This is a genomic window from Caloramator sp. ALD01 (assembly GCF_000472625.1).
GTDB lineage: Bacteria > Bacillota > Clostridia > Clostridiales > Caloramatoraceae > Thermobrachium > Thermobrachium proteoclasticum.
Genome location: NZ_AXAA01000022.1, coordinates 1 through 21,134, shown reverse-complemented (window position 1 = coordinate 21,134; position 21,134 = coordinate 1). Strand labels below are relative to the sequence as shown.

General features: G+C 33.1%; 18 protein-coding genes. 15 read left to right on the top strand and 3 right to left on the bottom strand.

From position 1 onward, the window contains the following. Positions 1–24 precede the first annotated feature (24 nt). From A3M9_RS0109185 to A3M9_RS13580, 3 genes are read left to right on the top strand one after another with little or no spacing between them, the layout of a single operon-like run. Positions 25–459 carry an NUDIX domain-containing protein gene (locus A3M9_RS0109185; protein WP_027308975.1) on the top strand — a complete coding sequence of 145 codons (435 nt, stop codon included), beginning with the start codon at positions 25–27 and terminating at the stop codon, positions 457–459. Positions 460–488: 29 nt separating this feature from the next. Further along, entirely contained in the window at positions 489–971 is a 483-nt protein-coding gene (locus A3M9_RS0109180; RefSeq protein ID WP_027308974.1) for a hypothetical protein, read from the top strand. A 54-nt stretch (positions 972–1,025) separates the two neighbouring features. Then, positions 1,026–2,042, top strand: coding sequence for a CapA family protein (locus tag A3M9_RS13580; RefSeq protein WP_035166274.1), 1,017 nt, complete (start codon positions 1,026–1,028; stop codon positions 2,040–2,042). A gap of 47 nt (positions 2,043–2,089) precedes the next feature. Here the strand turns inward: A3M9_RS13580 and A3M9_RS0109170 are convergent, their stop codons facing one another. Together A3M9_RS0109170 and A3M9_RS0109165 are read right to left on the bottom strand one after the other, a co-directional pair. Next, positions 2,090–3,874 (bottom strand): ABC transporter ATP-binding protein, encoded by a 1,785-nt coding sequence (locus A3M9_RS0109170; RefSeq protein WP_027308973.1) that lies wholly within the window; start codon positions 3,872–3,874, stop codon positions 2,090–2,092. 12 nt (positions 3,875–3,886) lie between these two features. Further along, positions 3,887–5,650: an ABC transporter ATP-binding protein gene (locus A3M9_RS0109165; protein WP_027308972.1), complete on the bottom strand. Its 1,764-nt coding sequence runs from the start codon at positions 5,648–5,650 to the stop codon at positions 3,887–3,889. Between the two features lie 397 nt (positions 5,651–6,047). On the opposite strand from A3M9_RS0109165, the gene A3M9_RS0109160 reads away from it, so the two are divergent. The 4 genes from A3M9_RS0109160 (at position 6,048) to A3M9_RS0109145 (ending at position 9,706) form a co-directional block, all read left to right on the top strand. Next, a complete protein-coding gene (locus tag A3M9_RS0109160; RefSeq protein ID WP_027308971.1) occupies positions 6,048–6,935 on the top strand; it encodes a DUF4351 domain-containing protein in 888 nt (295 codons plus the stop codon). A 94-nt stretch (positions 6,936–7,029) separates the two neighbouring features. Further along, on the top strand, positions 7,030–9,036 hold the full coding sequence (locus tag A3M9_RS0109155) for a thioredoxin domain-containing protein (RefSeq protein WP_035166267.1): 2,007 nt from the start codon (positions 7,030–7,032) through the stop codon (positions 9,034–9,036). Between the two features lie 53 nt (positions 9,037–9,089). Next, the gene (locus A3M9_RS0109150; protein WP_027308969.1) at positions 9,090–9,332 is read left to right on the top strand and encodes a type II toxin-antitoxin system Phd/YefM family antitoxin; all 243 of its coding nucleotides are present in this window, start codon (positions 9,090–9,092) and stop codon (positions 9,330–9,332) included. After that, on the top strand, positions 9,329–9,706 hold the full coding sequence (locus tag A3M9_RS0109145) for a type II toxin-antitoxin system death-on-curing family toxin (RefSeq protein ID WP_027308968.1): 378 nt from the start codon (positions 9,329–9,331) through the stop codon (positions 9,704–9,706). Before A3M9_RS0109150 ends, A3M9_RS0109145 begins: the two co-directional genes overlap by 4 nt. Before the next feature lie 27 nt (positions 9,707–9,733). Here the strand turns inward: A3M9_RS0109145 and A3M9_RS0109140 are convergent, their stop codons facing one another. Then, positions 9,734–10,012: a cupin domain-containing protein gene (locus tag A3M9_RS0109140; protein ID WP_027308967.1), complete on the bottom strand. Its 279-nt coding sequence runs from the start codon at positions 10,010–10,012 to the stop codon at positions 9,734–9,736. 315 nt (positions 10,013–10,327) lie between these two features. Between A3M9_RS0109140 and A3M9_RS13575 the strand changes: the two genes are divergently transcribed. The 8 genes from A3M9_RS13575 to A3M9_RS14235 all read left to right on the top strand — a co-directional run bounded on the left by A3M9_RS13575 (position 10,328) and on the right by A3M9_RS14235 (position 20,908). Next, on the top strand, positions 10,328–10,699 hold the full coding sequence (locus A3M9_RS13575) for a DUF6514 family protein (RefSeq protein ID WP_051350672.1): 372 nt from the start codon (positions 10,328–10,330) through the stop codon (positions 10,697–10,699). Between the two features lie 243 nt (positions 10,700–10,942). Beyond that, positions 10,943–11,302, top strand: a complete 360-nt coding sequence (acpS, locus tag A3M9_RS0109130) for a holo-ACP synthase (protein ID WP_027308966.1) — start codon at positions 10,943–10,945, stop codon at positions 11,300–11,302. 1 nt (position 11,303) lies between these two features. After that, the gene (locus A3M9_RS0109125; RefSeq protein ID WP_027308965.1) at positions 11,304–12,803 is read left to right on the top strand and encodes a bifunctional ADP-dependent NAD(P)H-hydrate dehydratase/NAD(P)H-hydrate epimerase; all 1,500 of its coding nucleotides are present in this window, start codon (positions 11,304–11,306) and stop codon (positions 12,801–12,803) included. Between the two features lie 59 nt (positions 12,804–12,862). Continuing rightward, on the top strand, positions 12,863–13,477 hold the full coding sequence (locus tag A3M9_RS0109120) for a hypothetical protein (RefSeq protein WP_027308964.1): 615 nt from the start codon (positions 12,863–12,865) through the stop codon (positions 13,475–13,477). A 10-nt stretch (positions 13,478–13,487) separates the two neighbouring features. Next, a complete protein-coding gene (gene alr / locus A3M9_RS0109115) occupies positions 13,488–14,639 on the top strand; it encodes an alanine racemase (protein WP_027308963.1) in 1,152 nt (383 codons plus the stop codon). A gap of 485 nt (positions 14,640–15,124) precedes the next feature. After that, positions 15,125–15,445, top strand: coding sequence for a CopG family ribbon-helix-helix protein (locus tag A3M9_RS0109110; protein ID WP_242826198.1), 321 nt, complete (start codon positions 15,125–15,127; stop codon positions 15,443–15,445). Further along, positions 15,405–15,761: a type II toxin-antitoxin system PemK/MazF family toxin gene (locus tag A3M9_RS0109105; RefSeq protein WP_027308961.1), complete on the top strand. Its 357-nt coding sequence runs from the start codon at positions 15,405–15,407 to the stop codon at positions 15,759–15,761. Before A3M9_RS0109110 ends, A3M9_RS0109105 begins: the two co-directional genes overlap by 41 nt. Before the next feature lie 446 nt (positions 15,762–16,207). Beyond that, on the top strand, positions 16,208–20,908 hold the full coding sequence (locus A3M9_RS14235; RefSeq protein WP_051350671.1) for a CehA/McbA family metallohydrolase: 4,701 nt from the start codon (positions 16,208–16,210) through the stop codon (positions 20,906–20,908). Positions 20,909–21,134 lie beyond the last annotated feature (226 nt).

Genomic DNA, 21,134 nt, shown 5'->3' with positions numbered 1-21,134 from the left:
TATTAAATACGAGGTAATTAATCTATGAAAGTAACTTTTTTTGAGTTAGGAAGTATTAAAGATGACAGTTTCAATTATGTATATATTTTTACTACTTTCAATAACAAGTGGGTGTTTGTTCGTGAAAAGGGAAAAGATACTTGGGAGATGCCAGTAGGACATAAGGAAAAATTTGAAACTATTGATGAAGCAGCAAAAAGAGAGTTGTTTGAAGAAACGGGTGCTATTGATTATAACATTGAACCTATATGCGATTACTCTGTTACTTCAAATAAAAAAACAACGTACAGCAGATTATTTTACGCAGAAATTAAGAAAATAGGTAGTTTACCCGAAAGTGAAATAGAAGAGGTAGGTTTTTTTATAAAAACTCCAGATAATTTGACATACCCAGAAGTACATAAAATATTATATAAAAAGGTTATGGAATATTTATCTAAAAAAGCTCGTAACATATAGTGTTATCTTATGTAATAGGGAGGTTATTTATGGGAAGGTCAAAAAATAAATATATTGTATTGTTAATATCCATTTTAATTCTTCTATTTACAGCTGGATGTAAAGGTACAGCATATCAAAGGAGTCTATACGATGACGATAAGAAGATAGTATCTGATGGAGACAGCTATACCTATGGATTAAGAAGTGGGATGACTGTTAACAACAAAACAACAATAAAATTCGGAAGCTTTACCGGTATGGAGACTATATACTATGTTGAGGCACAAAATAATTCCAAAATAAAAATAGATTTTAATTCTAAAATAAAAAGGGGAAATTTTAAAGTTGTATTCATAGATGCTAACAATAACATAACAAAAATTTTAGAAGGCACTCTTGAGGGAAGCGTAGATTTAGATGTTGTAAAGGGAAAAGGTAGGATAAAGTTTGTAGGTAGGGATGCAGCAGGAGAGATTAGCTTAAAACTTTATCCAGCAGATGATGTAGAAATAATAAAAAATGGCGATTGATTTATTTTAGATAAAATTTTAATTGAATACTTTGATTGTTAGGAGTTGGAAAATATGAAAAACAAAAAAATCAAATTTGCATTAATTTTATTGTCATTATTGTGTTTTTTAAACTTTAACTTAGCCTTTGCACAAAATAATAACAATTCACAGGAACAAAATGAAGTAGTTGAAATTACAATATCTGCAGCAGGTGATTGCACATTAGGTTCAGATTTAAGTAGAGGATATAAAAATTCTTTTATGGAGGAATTTTATAAGCAAAATAAAAACTATGGATACTTCTTTAAAAATGTAAAGCATATTTTTGAAAAGGACGATTTAACAATAGTAAATCTTGAGGGGACTTTAACTAATGCAACAAAAATGGCAGAAAAGGATTATAGATTTAAGGGACTGCCAGAGTTTACAAACATATTAAAACAAGGCAACATCGAAGCAGTAAACCTTGCCAACAATCATACATACGATTATTTAGTAAAAGGCTATAAAGATACTGTGTATTATTTAGAAAAGAGTGGAATAAAATACTTTGGAAGAGAAAATAGAACAATAGTTGAGGTAAAGGGAATTAAGCTTGGACTTTTAGGATATAGTGGTAGAATAGACTCAAAAGCATTAAGAAATACAATAAAAAACGATATAAAATATTTAAAATCAAAGGGAGCAAGCGTTGTTATAGTGAATTTCCACTGGGGAGAAGAGAAAAATTACTATGCAAATGAAACACAAAAGAGTTTGGGAAGATTTACAATAGATTGTGGAGCAGACTTGGTGTTAGGACATCATCCACACGTAATTCAAGGAATAGAGGAGTATAAGGGTAAAAAAATAATATATAGTTTGGGAAACTTCTGTTTTGGAGGAAACAAAAATCCCTTTGATAAAGATACATTTATATACCAACAAACCTTCAAATTTAAAGAAGGCAAACTTGTTGATAGTAAATCCTATAAAATAATACCTTGCTCTGTATCATCCGTAAAATATAGAAATAACTATCAACCAACTCCATTAACCGGCAAGGATGCACAAAGAGTTTTAGACCGTATAAAGATGTACAGTAAATAAAAATATAAGTTACTAAGGCTCTATGAAGTAATTCATAGAGCCTTAGTTTACCCAAATATTTTCTTCTCCTGCTCTAATATATACTGATTTGTATAAAGCCTGTAATAGTATCCCCTCTTTTTCATAAGCTCTCTGTGGCTTCCATCTTCAATAATCTTTCCATTCTTTATCACAAGTATCCTATCTGCAGATTTTATTGTAGAGAGTCTGTGGGCAATTATAAAGCTTGTTCTTCCCTTTAAAACCTTTGAAATTGCCTGCTGTATCATATGTTCTGTTTCAGTGTCTACAGAGGAGGTTGCCTCATCTAATATAAATATGCTTGGGTTTGCAACAATAGCCCTTGCAATTGATATAAGTTGTCTTTGTCCAACAGATAGTTTAGAACCCCCTTCACCAACCTCTGTATCATAACCCTTTTCAAGTGACATAATAAATTCGTGGGCATTGGCAAGCTTTGCCGCCTCAATAATCTCCTCAAAACTTGCATTTAAATTACCATACTGAATGTTTTCCTTTATTGTACCACTAAAAAGATGCGGTGTTTGAAGTACATATCCAAGGCTTGAATGAAGTTTTGACAGAGGTATAGACTTATAGTCCATTCCATCTATATAAATACTTCCTCTTGTTGGTTCATAGAACCTACACAAAAGATTAACAATTGTACTTTTTCCAGATCCTGTTTCGCCAACAAGTGCAATACTTTGACCTGCCTTTACCTTAAGGTTGAAATTCTCAAGTACATCCTCTCCATCCTTATATGAAAATGAAACATTTCTAAACTCAATATCTCCATTTATCTTATTTATTTTTGAAGGCCCTTCATAGTCTCTAATTTCAACCTCAGTATCAATTAAAGATATAACTCTTTCTGCAGCAGTTTGTGCAGAAATAAATTCTGCCATAACCCTTGCAAGTTCTCTAACTGGATCGAAAAACTGAATAGAGTAGGATATAAATGCAGCAAGGGTACCAAAGCTTATAGTATTTAGCATTACGCTCCTTCCTCCAAAGTTTAGAGCAAGGGCAGTACCGATGCTTCCGAGAGTCATAACAAGGGGCATATAGATTGAGGATAAAATAGCAGCTCTAACCGATGATGAGAACATACTCTTTGTCAAACCCTTAAACTCATCTATATTTTTATCCTCAATATTTAGTGTTTTTGAGGTCTTTGCTCCCATTATGCCTTCATTAAATGCACCTGTTATCTGTGAATTTATTCTTCTCACCTTTCTGTATTCAAACAAAATCTTTTTCTGAAAATAGATGCTCAAAACTGCAAGAAGGGGTACAACGCTTAAGGTTATAAGAGCAAGCCTTGCATTTAGAATAAACATATATACAACAATGGAACCCATAATTGCAATACCCCAAATAAAATCAACAATGCCCCAAGCCAAAGTGTCTCCAATTCTTGCAACATCAGATGTTAATCTTGCCATAATCCAGCCAACGGGTGTTTTGTCGTAGTAGGAGAAGGAGAGCCTTTGAAGCTTGTTGAAGGCACTTTTCCTGATATCATAGCAGAGCCCCATATCAATCTTCCCAGCAAGTGCAATAAGCCACCACACATTAAACACCTGAACTGCAATAAGCGTTAAATAGATTAATATAAATTTGTAGAAACCATCAAGTGAGTTGTTTTTAACAAAATTATCGATAGCATATTTATTTAATATTGGAAAGGTTGCATCTATGACTCCAACCCCAATCATAACAATAATTAAAAAGCATACGGAATTTCTATACTTCTTTAAAAAATCAAAGAGTCTCTTCCACAGATGCAAATCAAAATTCTTTTTAAACTCCTGTTCTCTAATCTCCATAAAATCACCACCTTATTCCTCATCAAGCTGACTTTGAATATCCCACAGCCTCCTGTAGAAGCCACCTTTTTTTATAAGTTCGTCGTGGCTTCCCATTTCAACAATTGTCCCCTTATCAAGTATAATTATCCTGTCGCATTCGTGGGCAGTTGTAAGCCTGTGGGTTATTATGATTGTTGTGGTATCTTTGCTCCTCTCTTTAAGTCGATTTCTTATATGTTGTTCAGTTTCTGTATCAACTGCACTTAAGGAATCATCAAATATTAGTACCTTATAGTCCTTTATAACGCATCTTGCGATTGCAACCCTCTGTTTTTGACCTCCAGATAATGTAACACCCTTTTCACCAATTTGTGTTTCATATCCCTTTTCAAAGGATAAGATTGTATCGTGTATATCAGCAATTTTGCTTGCTTCAAATATCCTTTCATCCTCTACATTTTTTGTTGAAATTGCTATGTTTTCCTTTAAAGTTTTTGAAAAGAGAAAGCAGTCCTGTGACACAAGTCCAATATTCTGCCTTAGGTAGTTTTTGTTTATATTTTTAAGTTCAACACCGTCAAGTTCAATGGAACCTCTATTATAATCATAAAGTCCAAGTAATAGATATGCTAAGGTGGACTTACCAGAACCCGTAGGCCCAATTATTGCAATCGTCTCACCTTTTTTTATACTAAATGTAATGTCCTTTAAAACATCCTTACCATCCCTGTAGGAGAAGTATAAATTTTTAAATTCAATATTTCCCTCAATATTTGGTGTTAATCCAGTATTAGAATCCTCAACAGGTTCCTTTAAAATCTCGTTTATACGCGCAATTGCAACAAAGCTCTTACCCATATCAGATAATATTCTTCCAAGCTGCCTTATTGGCCAAAGAAGCATACCTATGTAGCTTATAAATATTATAAGTGTTCCAAGTGTTATAGCTCCCTTTGATGCAAGATAAACACCATACACTACAACCAAGAAGGTTTGAAGTATACACATAGCATCAGATGAAGACCAAAAGTAGGCAAAGGTCCTCATAAGTTTTAAAAGAAGATCCCTATACGTCCTATTTTTTTCTTCAAACTTTTCAATTTCAAACTCTTCACGATTAAAGGCCTTAACAACCCTAACACCTGTTAAATTCTCCTGAAGTACTGCAGACATTTCGCCTTCTGCCTCATCGCAGAGTTGAAACTGCTTTTTTACCTTCTTAAAGAATATATAGGAGGCAGCAAATATAAAGGGAATAAGTGATATTGAAATTAAGGCATATGCAGCATTGTAGTAAAACATAATAGAGAGTATAAATAAAACCATAAAAACGGTTCTTCCTATTTCAACAAACTGTACAGCCAAAAAGCTCTTTATTGTTTCAACGTCTGATGTACATCTTTGAATTAAGTCTCCGGTTTTTGCCTCAACGTGAAAATTGTAGTAAACCCTTTGAAGGTGGCTGTAGAGGCTGTCCCTTAAATTTTTTGCTGTAGCCTCTGCAGCCTCACTTGCCCATTTCCCCTTTATATACATAAAAAGTCCATTAAGTGCTGTGATTAAAACTATAAGTAGGGCAACAATATAAAGATGTTCTCTTAAATAATCCCTTCCTCCAAGAAGGTTAAAAAAAGATAGTATAATCCGACCTTCAATTTTTTTATCTCCTATAATAGAATCAATGCTTGTTTTAATAATGATGGGTATGATTACCGACAAAAAGGATGAAATTATGATGGATATACTTGCAAAGATGTATTTTAACCTATATCCCTTCATAAATTTAAAAAACATATTATCACCTCCAACTACAAATAAAAAAGGCCATAGGTACAAAACCTATGACCGGATTTACAAAAGGGTAAAAGCTCAATTGGACGCATTAAGGTTAGGCTGTACCAAATGTATAAAAATATTCAATTTGTTTGATAAAAATATTCTTATAGTCATCAGTACAACCTCCCTTCCTTAAATTTGATTTTGGATAAATTTACATTTCAAAATTAACTATAACATAGTTTAAATAACAAATCAAGAAAATTTTGAAAATAAGCCCATAAAAATTGCCATCCGCCCTTTATTGCTTATCTAAAAACGAACTTATGTTCGCATAATTTTGCTTTTATTGCAGATAATAGTTTTGTGGAGGTAATACTTCCATAAAAATACACTATAGAAAAGAGGGGTGTATATGGATTATAATAAAATTGAGGATGCAGTAATGAAAAATGCCCTTAATTTATTTGCCCAAAGTGCAGTAAAATTTTTTGGGATAGACAAAAAAATAATAGCTCCAGCAAACACAGAAATTAAAAATATTGAGATTAACACAAATTATACTGATTACATTTTTTATGCTGATGATGGAAGCTATATTCATTTTGAGTTTCAAACAACAAATAAAGAAAGTGATTTAAGAAGATTTTTGTTCTATGATGCATCCTTTGTGTATAAAGAAAATAGAAAAATAGAAACAATAGTTATTTATTCATCTGATATAAAAGATGTAAAGTCAGAGTTGAATATGGGGAGCATTAAATATTCTATAAAGACATTTTATATGAGTAGTTTAGATGGTGATAGTATATTTGAAAATATAAAACGAAAAATAGAACAGGGAGATAATCTTGATGATGTAGATATACTAAAACTAACTTTTATCCCTTTGATGAGTAGTAAAATAGATAAGGCACAAAGGGCTGTAAACTGTATAAAGGCAGCAGCTCAAATTAAAAGTAACGAAAATAAAATTCAGTGTATTAGTATGTTATTTGCACTGCTTAACAAGTTTGGTAATGATGAAATTAAAAAGAGTATATGGGAGGTGTTTGAGATGACAGATATAGGAAGAATGATTTTTGAAGATGGTATAAAAAAGGGAAGAGAAGAGGGATTAAAGGAAGGATTAAAGGAAGGGAAGATAGAAACCATACTTAAATTACTTGTAAAAAAGTTTGGTAAAATACCAGAGGAATATAAAGGAAAATTAAGGAATTTGCCTTTAGAGATAATAGATATAATCTTAATTGAAATAATTGATATGAAGGATATAAAGGAATTAGAGAAATATCTTGAATAAGAAAACAAAAGGTGTTTACCACCTTTTGTTTTCTTATTTTTAATTTTATTAAAACAGGGAAAAATAAGTTTAAAAATGTGAGGGAGTGATTAAAATGAATAGATTGATAAATGAAAAATCCCCATATCTTCTACAGCACGCCCACAACCCTGTTGATTGGTATCCCTGGGGACAAGAGGCCTTCAGGGTGGCAAAAGAAAAAGATAAGCCAATATTTTTAAGCATAGGTTACAGCACCTGCCACTGGTGCCACGTGATGGAGAGGGAGAGCTTTGAGGATGAAGAGGTTGCAAAGCTTCTAAATGACACCTTTATCTGCATAAAGGTTGATAGAGAAGAGAGACCAGATATAGACAGCATATATATGATGTACTGTCAAATGATGACAGGGCACGGAGGCTGGCCATTAACTATAATTATGACGCCAGATAAAAAACCCTTCTTTTCAGCTACATATATACCAAAGGAAACAATGTATAATAGAATAGGAATTAAGGATTTAATAAAGAGGATAGATGAACTTTGGAAAAATGACAGGGAAAAACTCTTAGACTCATCAGAGAAACTCTATAGAGAGCTTGCAAAACTAAACGAAGAAGATAAAAAAGGAGAAATAACAAAGGAGGATGTATTGGAGGCTGTATATGAGTTTGAAGTCATATTTGACAGGCTCTATGGAGGGTTTAACAAAAGACCAAAGTTTCCAATCCCCCACAACCTACTTTTTTTAATGAATATATATGCCGAAAAAAAGGATGATGACATAAAAGAGATGGTAACCAAAACATTAGATGGAATGATGATGGGTGGAATTTATGACCACGTTGGTTATGGGTTCCACAGATATTCAACCGATAGAGAGTGGAAGCTTCCCCACTTTGAAAAAATGCTCTACGACCAAGCACTACTTATTTTAGCCTACACCGAAGCCTACAGAGTCTTTGGAGAGGAAAGGTATAAGGATGTAGCAAAAAATGTAATAGAATATGTAAAAAGAGATTTAACCTCAAGGGAGGGGGCCTTCTATTCTGCAGAGGATGCAGATAGTGAAGGAGTGGAAGGAAAGTTTTATACCTTTACATATGATGAATTAAGAAACATATTATCTGAAGACGAGTTTGAAATTGTAAAGAGGGTATATAACATAAAGCAAGAGGGAAACTTTGAAGATGAGGCAACAGGCGAAAAAACAGGACAAAACATCCTATATAAAGTAAAGCATTTTGAGGAATATAAAGATAGACTACAGCAAATTAGAAACAAAATATTTAAATTTAGGGAAAACAAAATAAGGCCCCTAAGGGATGAAAAGATATTAACCGACTGGAATGGGCTTATGATTGCAGCCCTTTCAAAGGCAGGCTTTGTTTTTAATAATGCTGAATACATTGATATGGCAAAAAAAGCAGCAGATTTTATACTGTCCCTTTCAAAGAAAGGGCTAAAGCATAGGTATAAAGATGGAGAATATACCTATGAACCACTTATAGACGATTATGCCTTTTTTAGCTTTGGCCTTTTAGAACTTTATTTAGCAACCTTTGAAACAATATATTTAAAAGAGGCAGTAGGTTTAGTTGAAAAGATGATTGAGAAATTATGGGACAAAGAAAAGGGAGCCTTCTTTTATGCAGAAAAGTCTTCTGATTTAATACTAAGAAGCAAAGAAATATACGATGGTGCAGTTCCATCTGGAAACTCTGTTGCAGCATATGTTTTATATCTTCTCTATAGAATAACAGGTGATATAAAATACCTAAACTTAGCAAAAGAGACTCTAAACAGTTTTGCAAGGGAGATAAAGGCAATTAAATCTGCCCACAGCTTCTCACTATATGTACAGGATCTAATCCTTTCAGAGCCTATAGATATTGTGATTGCAGCAGAAGATAAAATTGAAATAGACAAGTTTTTAGAGACTTTAAGAAAAAAATATATTAAAAACGCAATAATAATTGCAAAAAACAGTAGGGAGGCAGATGAGCTAATACCTCATATAAAAGATATAGAAATAAATAAAGAGCCTAAGGCCTATGTGTGCAAAAACTTTGCCTGTGGAGTACCACAAAATTTAACCGAATTTCTTAAATATATAGGTTAAATTTATCCTAAACTATGATATAATATATATAGGAAGGATGTGGAGGTGAAAGTATGTTAGTAAATACTAAAAATTTAGTATCGATTTCAGAAGCTAATCAAAACTTTTCAAGGATAGCAAAAATGGTTGAAAGGGATAAATCAGTCATAATATTAAAAAATAATAAACCAAAATATATTTTATTAGATTACGAAGAGTTTAATAAAGAATCAATGAGTGAAGAAGAAAAATTAGAAGATATAGCAAACAAAATTCTTATGCAAAATTTAGATGCTTTTAGGGAGTTAGCTAAATGAAATATATAGGAATACCATTTATACTAAAAATGTATCAAAAAATGATTGAAAAAACAGGTGGAACTTATGGATTAAGAAGTATAGAACTTCTTGAATCTGCTATAGAAAACTCAAAAATGACTTTTGAAGGAATAGAGCTATATCCCTCCATTGAAGAGAAATGTGCAAATATATGCTTTTCAATAATTAACAATCATCCTTTTATAGATGGAAACAAAAGAATGGGAATCTATATTATGCTTGTATTATTAGAATACAATAATATACACATAAAATATAAACAAGAGGAACTTATTAAATTAGGTTTAGATATAGCTTGTGGTAATTTTAATTCAAGGGATATATTGAATTGGATAAATACACATAAAATTTAGCCTCAGTTAGTATATAACTGAGGCCTTTTAAATGATATCTTGGAAGGTATATGCCTTGTTTATTGGCCTTTTTACATCCCAAGTACACTTTAATCCCTTTGGAAATGTAACCAGCATTCCTTCATTTATAGTTACAGTTTCAAGAGGAGTTGTAACTATAACCTCTCCTTCAAAAATATAGCAGGTTTCAGTTTCATCATACTCCCAGTCGAATTTAGAAACACCGCAGCTCCATCTTCCCCAATTGTCAATTCCAAGCTTTTTAGCCTCCTCAAGGGACATCTGTTTTACCTTAATCTTTTCCATAAAAAATACCTCCTTTTTAAGTTTTAATAATATAAAGTTTATATTCAGGCTGTTTAAAAAAGTTATACCCTCGCGATGCCATCGTCCTGATTTTGCATATACAAATTATACCACATAATTAAAAAACGACAAAATATATAAAAAGATAATAATTAAATGGAATATACTGTATATATGTATAAAAAATAAAATTCATATACTCTAAAATTGGAGTATGATGTTGAAAAAATATTTTATTTCCTTATCAAATTTCAACAAAAATTAAAGAGGGTGGGTGCTAAAATATAATAGAAAATAGAACTAAGGGGGATAAATATGAAAGACGTTGTTGAAATAGCAAGCTGTAGAACTATATTAGACGACAACAGAAGCTATATTTACAGGTACTATATGGTTAAAAATTGTAAAAAATTCAATATAAGGGATAATGAACTGGAGATAAAATGCTATGGTATTGAGGTAGTTAGGGAGGATTATGATAAAAACAAGATAGTTGCGACAGAAAGGGAGAGAATTGACTTTGTAAGTACAGATAGAACAAAGGTAATAAAGCTTTTAATTGAACTTCAAAGGAATGAAGTTTCACCTGTTCACCTCCTTGAGGTGGTTGGAGAATACGTTGATGAATGGACAAGCGACTTTGACAATGAAATTTCAAAGCTTGAGGCAAAATTAGTATTTGCGTAAGAATGTTCTAAACAAAATTTTAAGTAGTATTTTTGGGGATTGGTACAGTCGTTTAGTAGTTGAGGTAAAAAAGTTACCTTTTCTATTAAGTTAGCATTTTATAAAGTTGTGGGTAGTTCATTAAGTTTTATAGAATAAACTTTGTTGACTTAAGGTGAGTTTGTGCTAATCTATAAATAAGTAAACAAGGTGTTATTACCTCTTGTTTACTTATTTAAAATTAAAATTTATAAAGGTGATTTGATGATAAAGGGTATAGGAACAGATATAATTGAGATTAGCAGAATAAAAAAGGCAGTAGAAAAAAAGGGCTTTTTAGAAAGGGTTTACACCAAAAAGGAACTTGAATATATAAAAACTAAACCAACAGAAAGTGCCGCAGGATATTTTGCAGCAAAGGAGGCAGTATCTAAGGCACTTGGAACTGGAATAAAGGGATTTTCCTTTAGGGATATTGAAATACTAAAAAGGGATGGAGCACCCTATGTTGTTCTACATAGAGGTGCTAAAAAAATTGCAGAGGAAAAGGATATAAAAAACATACAGCTTTCAATTTCCCACTGCAGAGAATATGCAGTGGCATATGTGGTAATGGAGGGGTAGAATGAAGGTATCAAAGGCTCAAAATATGAGAAATATTGATAGAAGGGCTATGGAAAAGTATAAAATTCCTGGAATAGTGCTTATGGAAAATGCAGCCTGGGCCCTTTTTAAAAGAATAAAGGAGAAGGAAGTAAAAAGAGTTGTAGTTGTGTGCGGAGTTGGAAACAATGGAGGAGACGGGTTTGCCCTATCAAGACTTCTTATGATAAACGGTTATGATGTCAGCGTATACCTATTTGGAGATGAAGATAAAATAAAGGGCGATGCAAGAATAAACTATGAAATACTTCTTAATATGGGAGTTTTAATAAAAAAAGAATTAGAGGACTTAAAACAGGAATTAAAGTGCTCTGATGTTGCAGTTGATGCTCTATTTGGTACAGGCCTTGATAGGGAGGTTGAGGGGATATATAAAGAGGTAATCGAGGCTATTAACCTCTTATCAAGATACATAATATCTGTAGATATTCCATCAGGAATAAACTCAGATACAGGCCTTAAGATGGGGAGTGCTGTCTTTGCAAATGAGACAGTAACCTTTGGAACAGCAAAACTTGGCCTTCTTATTAACGATGGAAGAGAACATAGTGGAACTATTTATATAGACAACATTTCAATCCCAAAGGCCTGCGTTGATGAAGAGGGACTAAAAATTATAACAAACTATAGTGAGTTTCCCAAAAGCCTTTTAAAAAAAAGACATTTTGACGTAAATAAAGGAAGCTGTGGAAAGGTTGCAGTAATTGGTGGCTGTTTTAATATGTCGGGGGCAGTAACCCTAAGCCTTAAAGCAGCCTTAAGAACAGGAAGCGGACTTGTAACAGGAGTCGTTCAGAGAAGTATTGTTGATAGAATTGCTTCTTTCTTACCAGAGGCAACCTATAGAATTTGCAACGAGAAGGACGGATATCTTCTTTTTACAACAAGAGAACTTGATGAAATAATGCAGAGCTACGATGCTGTTGCAGTGGGTGTTGGAATAGGAAGGAGCAACCATATTACATCCGTAATCTCATATCTACTTGAAAAGTCAACAAAACCATTAATAATAGATGCAGATGGACTAAATATGCTCTGCAGCATAAAGGCGAGGCTTAAAACAAAAAAATGTCAGGTTGTTTTAACTCCCCATCCTGGTGAGTTTTCAAGACTTACAGGACTTGAGATAGATTATATAAACAAAAATAGGGTGGATGTTGCTGTAAACTTTGCAAAGGAATATGGATGCATACTTCTTTTAAAGGGTGCAAGCACGGTAGTTACAGATGGAGATAGGGTGTATATAAACACCACAGGAAACCCAGGGATGGCAACGGGAGGCTCTGGTGATGTTTTAACGGGAGTAATTCTATCCTTGATAGGTCAAGGCTATACACCCTATGATGCAGCCCTCCTTGGTGCATATCTTCACGGATGTGCTGGAGATTTTGCATATAAAAAGTATGGAAATGGATTAGTCGCCAGTGATATAATAGAATATATAGGACAGGCTATGCTATAGTAATAAATCACCTACAAAAAGAATATTTATAATTGTAGTATTTTTGTAGGTGATTTTTTATGAAAAGACAAATCTCTATTATTTTAATCACAATATTCACAATATTCATAATTTCCTGTAAAATAACCAAAAAGGACAAAAGTGTTGAGGACTTTATATTAACACTAAATTCATATAAATCTGAAGTAGAAATAGAAATCTACGGTAACAAAGGCACATCAAAGTATAGACAGCTTCAGATATATAAATCCCCAGACAAGGTTAGAATTGAGACATTAGAGCCAGAATTTTTAAAGGGAAAAGTAATGATTTTTAATAATGGAAGGTTTGAGATATATCATCCCTTGATAAACCAAAAGTATGAAGGAGATATAAAGGTAGAGCCAACCTTTATACACCTTGGTATTATTCAAACAAGTTTGATAAAAAATAAAGAATATACAACAACCTATACTATATTAGATGGTATAGAAACAATTAAACTTAGGTTAAAGTTAGAGGGTGATAACATATACAAAAATGAGGCCGTAGTTTATTTTACCAAGAAGGATATTAGACCACTTTACTTTGAAATTTACGACAACAGTGGCACTTTACGATACAGGGCAAAGTTTATAAACTTTGAATGTAACAAAGATATAAAGGATGATGTTTTTACTATCGGTTTAAATTGAAGGGGGAATAATGATGTTAAGGCCCTATTATGCAGAAATTAATCTTGATAGTATAAGAAATAATATAAAAGAAGTAAAAAGGGTTGTTAAGGATAGAAGGGTAATTGGAGTTATAAAGGCAGATGCCTATGGACACGGAGCAGTTGAGGTTGCAAAGGTTTTAAAGGAGGAGGGTGTTGATTTTTTTGCAGTTGCCATAATAACAGAGGCATTAGAGTTAAGGGATGCAAAAATACAGGAGGATATACTTGTTTTAGGCTATACACCAGAGGAATATTTTGAAACTGCAGTAGAAAACAACATAACCCTTACAATATATGATGTTAATTTAGCAGAAAAACTTAATTTAGTTGCACAAAAAATGAATAAAAGAGCAAAGGTGCACATAAAAATAGATACTGGTATGGGAAGATTAGGCTTTTTGGTAGGTGAAGAGGCAAAAAGGGATATAAAAAGAATATGTGCCCTTGATAATATTTATGTTGAGGGTATATATTCACATTTTGCTTGTGCAGACCTTAAGGATAAAACCTATTCAAAAATTCAGCTTGAAAAGTTTAAATGGATGATTTATGAGATGGAAAAGGAAGGAATAAGCTTTAAGATTAAACATATGGCAAACAGTGCAGCAATAATAGATTTAGAAGAGAGCTACTTTGATGCAGTTCGCCCAGGAATAATGCTCTATGGCTATTATCCCTCCGATGAGGTTGATAAGACAAGGGCAAACCTAATACCTGCAATGAGCCTTAAGGCAAAGGTTGCAATGGTAAAAAAAGTAGACAAGGGTACCTCAATTAGCTATGGACGACAGTATATTGCAGAGAGTGAAAGACTAATTGCAACACTTCCCTTTGGTTATGCAGACGGCTTTTCAAGGATACTGTCAGGAAACGCAAAGGTTTTAATAAAGGGAAGAGAAGTTGAGGTTGTAGGAAGAATATGTATGGACCAATGTATGGCTGATGTAACAGAGGTTGAGGATGTAAAGATAGGCGATGAAGTTGTTGTGATGGGAAAATCAGGTGACAAAATTATAACAGCAGATACAATAGCACAAAGGCTTGGAACCATAAGTTACGAAGTTCTTTGTATGGTATCAAAACGCGTCCCAAGGATATACAAAAGTGCCACCAAGAGCTCCGAAAAAATGATACCTTAAAAATTGTCACCACTATATATAGTGAATAAAAGATAATATGCGCAACTATATATAGTATGTTTTTAAAAATAATTTGATTTTTTCGGAGGTCTCCCACCCAGGTGAAATGTGACATTTCCCAAAAAGCGGAACACCCTGATACTAAGTAATTTTAATAAGCTACAAAAGTAATCTATGTGTGTGTTGTGATAAATGCCACGTAATAAAATGAAAAATTCAAAAACCAAAAAATAGCAATATAGAGTATGTAACATCTTGTGGATAAAATTGTTAAACAGTAAGTTTACCTACAAATAGCTACTTTATAAAGTTGGAGTAGTTTTGTAATAAAGTTATCGATGGGAAATATGGTTTTCACATATTATATTATTGCTTAAATTGGGAATAATGATAAAGAGGAATAATGGTTGCAAATAAAGTAAGTTAAGTGCTATAATAAAAGCATTAGAGCCTCGCCTACATAGGTAAATTTAGGGGGTATGATGATGAAAAATAAAAAAATAACAGTGAGCCTCCCCGAGAGCTTACTCGATGAATTTGATAAATTTATAGAATGTGAAAATGGTAAAAATAGAAGTCAATTTATTAAGGAAGCTGTAATATTATATATTAAGGAACATAAAAAGAAAAACATTAGGGAACTTATGAAGAAGGGCTATCAGGAGATGGGTAGCATTAACCTTGAAATTGCAGAATGTGGAATGGACTGCGATTTAAAGGAACTTGCCAAATATGAAGCAGAGCTTGCGGAGAGTGATATATTAGATGGTTCAGGTGGTGAAAAGAGGAGATATATTCTATGCTGATTTAAGCCCTGTCATAGGTTCTGAACAAGGAGGAGTAAGACCTGTACTTATTATACAAAACGATGTAGGTAATAGGTACAGCCCTACAGTAATTGTTGCGGCCATAACCTCACAGATAAACAAAGCAAAACTCCCAACCCACGTTGAGATTTGCTGTGAAGATTATGGACTAACAAAGGATTCTGTTATCCTGCTTGAACAGGTTAGAACAATAGACAAAAAAAGGCTCAAGGAAAAGATAGGACATATAAATGATGAACTAATGAAAAAGGTAGACGATGCATTACTTATAAGTTTAGGACTCATTGACTTTTAGTGCCACCAAGAGCTCCGAAAAAATGATACCTTAAAAATCGCCACCACTATATATAGTATATAAAAGATAATATGTGCAACTATATATAGTATGTTTTTAAAAATAATTTGATTTTTTCGGAGGTCTCCCACCCAGGTGAATTAGGTGAATTGTGACATTTTCCTTTTTATGCAAATAAAGCATAGAAGCATATGCAGAGAAGATAATTAAAAAGTATATTTTTTTTAAAGTGCCAACCTTCTGGTTGGCACTTTTATCTATTTTTTAGCTTTATGACAAAATAGTGTAACAACAAAAACATAAGTTTATGTAAAAAACAAGTAAATTTTTATGAAAATAGAAGGAATTCTTAAAAATGTTTAGAATAGAATTATTTAGGAACATTATTTGTATGCGTTGAAGGTACATAAAACTTTTAACAAAAAAATTTTAATGGGGGGGTATCAATGATTTCAAAACAAAAATTATTCAAAAAACTGACAGCTTGGTTTATTAGCTTTCTAATGCTTTTTAACATTTTAGGCCTAAACATCCAAGGTTCAGCAGCCCAGACAGAAATTGTTGCAGCGTGGGATTATACATCTACTCCAACAACTTATCCAATACCTGCAACAAGTGGTGTACTTAAGGATACTGCTTTTTTAAGCCATTTTAGAAGTGACAATATAATTCCAAACTACAGTTCAGGCAGTTTATCCATAAATGGATGGGACAACGGTGCAAACACAAAATATTGGCAAATTCAACTTTCAACCAAGGGTTATGAAAACTTAACTTTATCAGCAAAAACACGTTCATCTTCAACAGGTCCTAAAAATTTTAAAGTAATATACAGCATTGACAATGGAGCTACCTGGAATGACGTCCCAAATAGTGATTATGCAATAACAGGCACTACTTTATCATATTATATGCCAACCTTATCATTACCAAAGGATGCATCCAATGTTGAAAACCTTATAATAAGATTTATAATGACAAGCAACGCCACAAGTTCATCAACAACAGTAACAGAGGTTGCTCCAACTGGTACAAGTAACATAAACAATATTGTAGTTTCAGGTACTTTAGTAGTTGACGAGGAAACAGTTGCACCTGTAACAGCAACTCCAGAGAGCGGTTCAGAAGTAGCATTAAATTCAAAGGTTGCCCTTTCTTGTGAAACAGAAGGTGCAACAATAATGTATTCAATAAATGATGGCGAATTTGTTCAATATGATAGAGAAAATAAAATTACATTAACACAACTTCCAGCAACAATAAAGGCATATGCAGTTAAAGAAGGAATGAAAAACAGTATAATATCAACCTTCACATACACACAAGGTAAAGTAGCAACAGTTACAGCAAGTCCAAATGGAGGAGCAGTGCTTCCCTTCAAGAAAGTAACACTATCTTGTGAAACTCCAAATTCTATAATTAAATACTCTTTAGATAATGGAGAAACTTGGAATACATATGAAGCTCCAATAACTTTAGCAAATCTTCCAGCAACAATAAAGGCATACGCAACAGCAGAAGGCCTATTGGACAGCTCAATTTCAACATTTAATTTCACAAAAAAGATAAATAGCGAATACAACATATACTTTGGACAAATACATTCACATACAACAAATTCTGATGGCCTTGGTTCATTAGATGACGCATATACTTATGCAAAAAACACTGCAAAGCTTGACTTTTTTGCAGTAACAGACCATTCCAATTCCTTTGACAATGCAAACATATCTTCAATGGCAGATGGATCAAAGAGTACAAAATGGCTAAATGGACATAGTGCTGCAGATAGATATACAGACAGTAATTTTGTTGGTATCTATGCCTTTGAAATGACTTGGTCAAACGGAACAGGCCATATAAATACCTTTAACACTCCAGGTTTTGAAACCCGTGACACAGCAAAATACAAATTGCCAGACGGATTAAAGCAGTATTACGATGTATTAAAGCTATTCCCTGATTCAATTTCACAGTTCAATCATCCAGGACCAACATTTGGCGATTTCAATGATTTTGCATACTATGATCCACAAATAGACAAACTCATAACATTAATTGAAGTAGGTAATGGAGAGGGACCAATAAGAAGCAGTGGATATTTCCCTTCATATGAATATTATACCCGTGCCCTTGATAAGGGATGGCATTTAGCTCCAACTAATAACCAAGACAATCATCTTGGAAACTGGGGAACTGCAAACACAGGAAGAACAGTTGTATTAGCAGACAGCCTAACAAGAGAAAATATATACGATGCAATGAGAAATATGAGGGTATATGCAACAGAAGACAACAATTTAAGGATAAAATACACATTAAATGGAGAAATAATGGGTACGATACTCGATACAAAACCAGAAAGTGTATATATAAAGGTTGATATAGAGGACCCAGATAATGAACCATTAGGTAAAATTTCAGTAATAGCAAATGGTGGAAAGATAGTAGCAACAAAAACTTTAACAACTAATAAAGATGTGGTTGAATTTAATCTTACACCTAACTATTCGTATTACTATATAAGAGTAGATCAAGTTGATAAAGACATAGCAGTTACAGCACCAGTTTGGATTGGAGAAGTTGATAAGGCAGGGATATCAAAAACAACAGCAAGCACAACACTACCTCTTAAGGGTGAGAGCTTTAAGATTACAACAAACTATTTCAACAACGAAAATGTTCCTATGGAAATTACAAGCTTAGTATATTCAATCAATGGTCAAGTAATAAACGAAGCACCACAATTAGAAACAGTTAACCCATTATCAACAGGTTCATATTCCTTTGACTATACACCAGCTTCTGCAGGAAAGTTTAATATTGATGTAAAAATGACAGCAAAGATAAATGGAGTGGAAAAGATTTTTACAGATGTATTAAAAATAGAGGTGGCAGACCCTGCAATAACGACTAAGATTGTGGTAGATGCAACCCACTATAATGACTATGTATATGGTTATTATGCAAACAACATAAATAACTTTATAACTATAGCAAATAGCAGAAAAATTGCTGTTAATGTAGAGAAAAATAAGCTTACAGATGAAGTTTTAAAGGATGCTCAGCTCTTAGTAGTAACAGCACCTGCAAAGAAGGCAGGAACTGTAAATGGTATACCATATCAACCACAAAGCTTTAGTGATGAAGACCTTCAGGTTATAAAAAGATTTGTTGACAAAGGAGGAAACCTAATAATCTGTGGTATTGCTGACTATCAGGATGGAACAGGTGAATATCAAACATCAACTCAAATGAACAGATTGCTTGAAGCAATAGGTGCAACTACAAGATTTAACAATGATGAAGTAGTTGATGATGTAAATAAAGTAAATAATCAAAACTATAGACTTGCATTTAATAATTATAATTTTGAATCACCTTATTTAAGCGGTGTATCTCCTGAACAAAAATACAGCTTCTACAGCGGATGTTCATTAAATATTGATAATGAAGCATTAGCAACAGGAAAAACAACTTGGCTTGTAAAGGGCTATGATACAACAAGGTCAATAGATTCTAATAAAAACCTTCCTGGCGTTTCGTTACCTCAGGGAAGCGTATATGCCCTTGCTGTAGAAAAGCTGCCAGGCGGCGGAAATATGTTTATTGGTGGAACAGTATTTATATCTGACTTTGAAATAAAGGTTCAGCTTGATAATTCAACACAGCTTCAAAACAGCAACTACAACATAACATTAAATATACTCGACTCCATAAAGAAGGTTATACCTGTAAGTAAAATAAATGCTGTTCGCTCAGGAAACAAAGGAGATGTATTCTGTGTAGAGGGTATTGTTACAGCAGGAAAGACTCCTGCAGACAACAGCTTCTTTGACACCTTATACATCCAAGACGAAACAGGAGGAATAAACCTATTCCCAATTTCAAGTTCAGATATAATGGTAGGACAAAGGGTAAGAGCAGTTGGAACTTTAGATGAATATCAAGGAGATTTAGAACTTAGGGTTATTGAATATGAAGTAACAGATACAAATATAAATCCAATAGAACCAACCCTACTATCGACAAAGGATGCAATGGATAGCAAAAATGGTGGACTTCTTGTAAAGGTCATAGGTACAGTTACAAGGATGGATGCACAAAACATTTATGTTGATGACGGTAGTGGTGAGGCACGTATATTTGTTGATGGATATATAGGTGATGGAAGTGGAGATGAATCAAAGAAGGGTAAATGGGATGAAAGAATTACTGTAGGCAGCAGGATAAGTGCAGTAGGATTAGCCTCCGTAGATCCAAATGGGCCAAGATTAAGGGTTAGAAATGTTAGCGAGATAGTATTTCTTGAACCAGCAAAAATTAGTGTAAGTGGAATAAGTCTAAATACAACAAGCAAGGTAATAAATATTGGAGAGAGCTTTAATTTAATTGCTGCAGTTGTGCCAAGCAATGCAACAAATAAAGATATAGTTTGGCAATCAAGCAACGAAAGTGTTGCAAAAGTAGATGCAAGTGGAAAGGTAACTGCAGTAGAAGTAGGATATGCTGTAATAACAGCAAAGACAGTAGATGGTGGATTTACAGCAAGCTGTAAAGTTTATGTAGGAATATCAGCACCAACAAACTTAAAAGCAGAATCAATTTCTCATAACAGTATAAAAATAAGTTGGAAACCAGTGCAAGGGGCAAGTGGATATGAAGTATACAGAGCAACATATAGTACAGGTATCTATCTATATATAGGTAGAACTACAAGTACAAGTTGTATTGATTCAAAGTTAGTTACAAACAAAACGTATTATTACAAAGTAAGGGCTTACAGGATAGTAGGAAAGATAAAAGTATACAGTGGTTTTTCAGAAGTAGTTAGTGTAAAACCAATACTTCCAATTCCAACACATTTAAAAGCAACACCAATTTCATTTAATAAGATAAAAATAAGCTGGAAACCAGTACAAGGAGCAAGTGGATATGAAATATATAGAGCAACATCAAGGATAGGAATATACTCATATTTAGAGAAAACATCAGGTACAGTATACATTAATTCAAGACTTGTAAGAAACAAAACATATTATTATAAAGTAAGGGCATACAAGATAGTAGGCAGAATAAAGGTTTATAGTGGTTATTCAGAAATAGTAAAGTGCCACCAAGAGCTCCGAAAAAATAGTGGCTTTTAATGACGTTTTTTATAAATATTCAACTTAATTTAATAAAATGCATAAAAAGTTATTAATGTAAAATGCGTAGCATTAAAAATATATTAATATTTGTTAATTCAATCTATATAGGGCTTTGTTTTTGAGCCCTATTTTTATTATTTCCTCATTTTAGGGCGTAGCAAAGCTAAGGGTGGCCTTTTGCTGCATAATTAAGTTGACCATCCTTACTATATTACACGCAGTG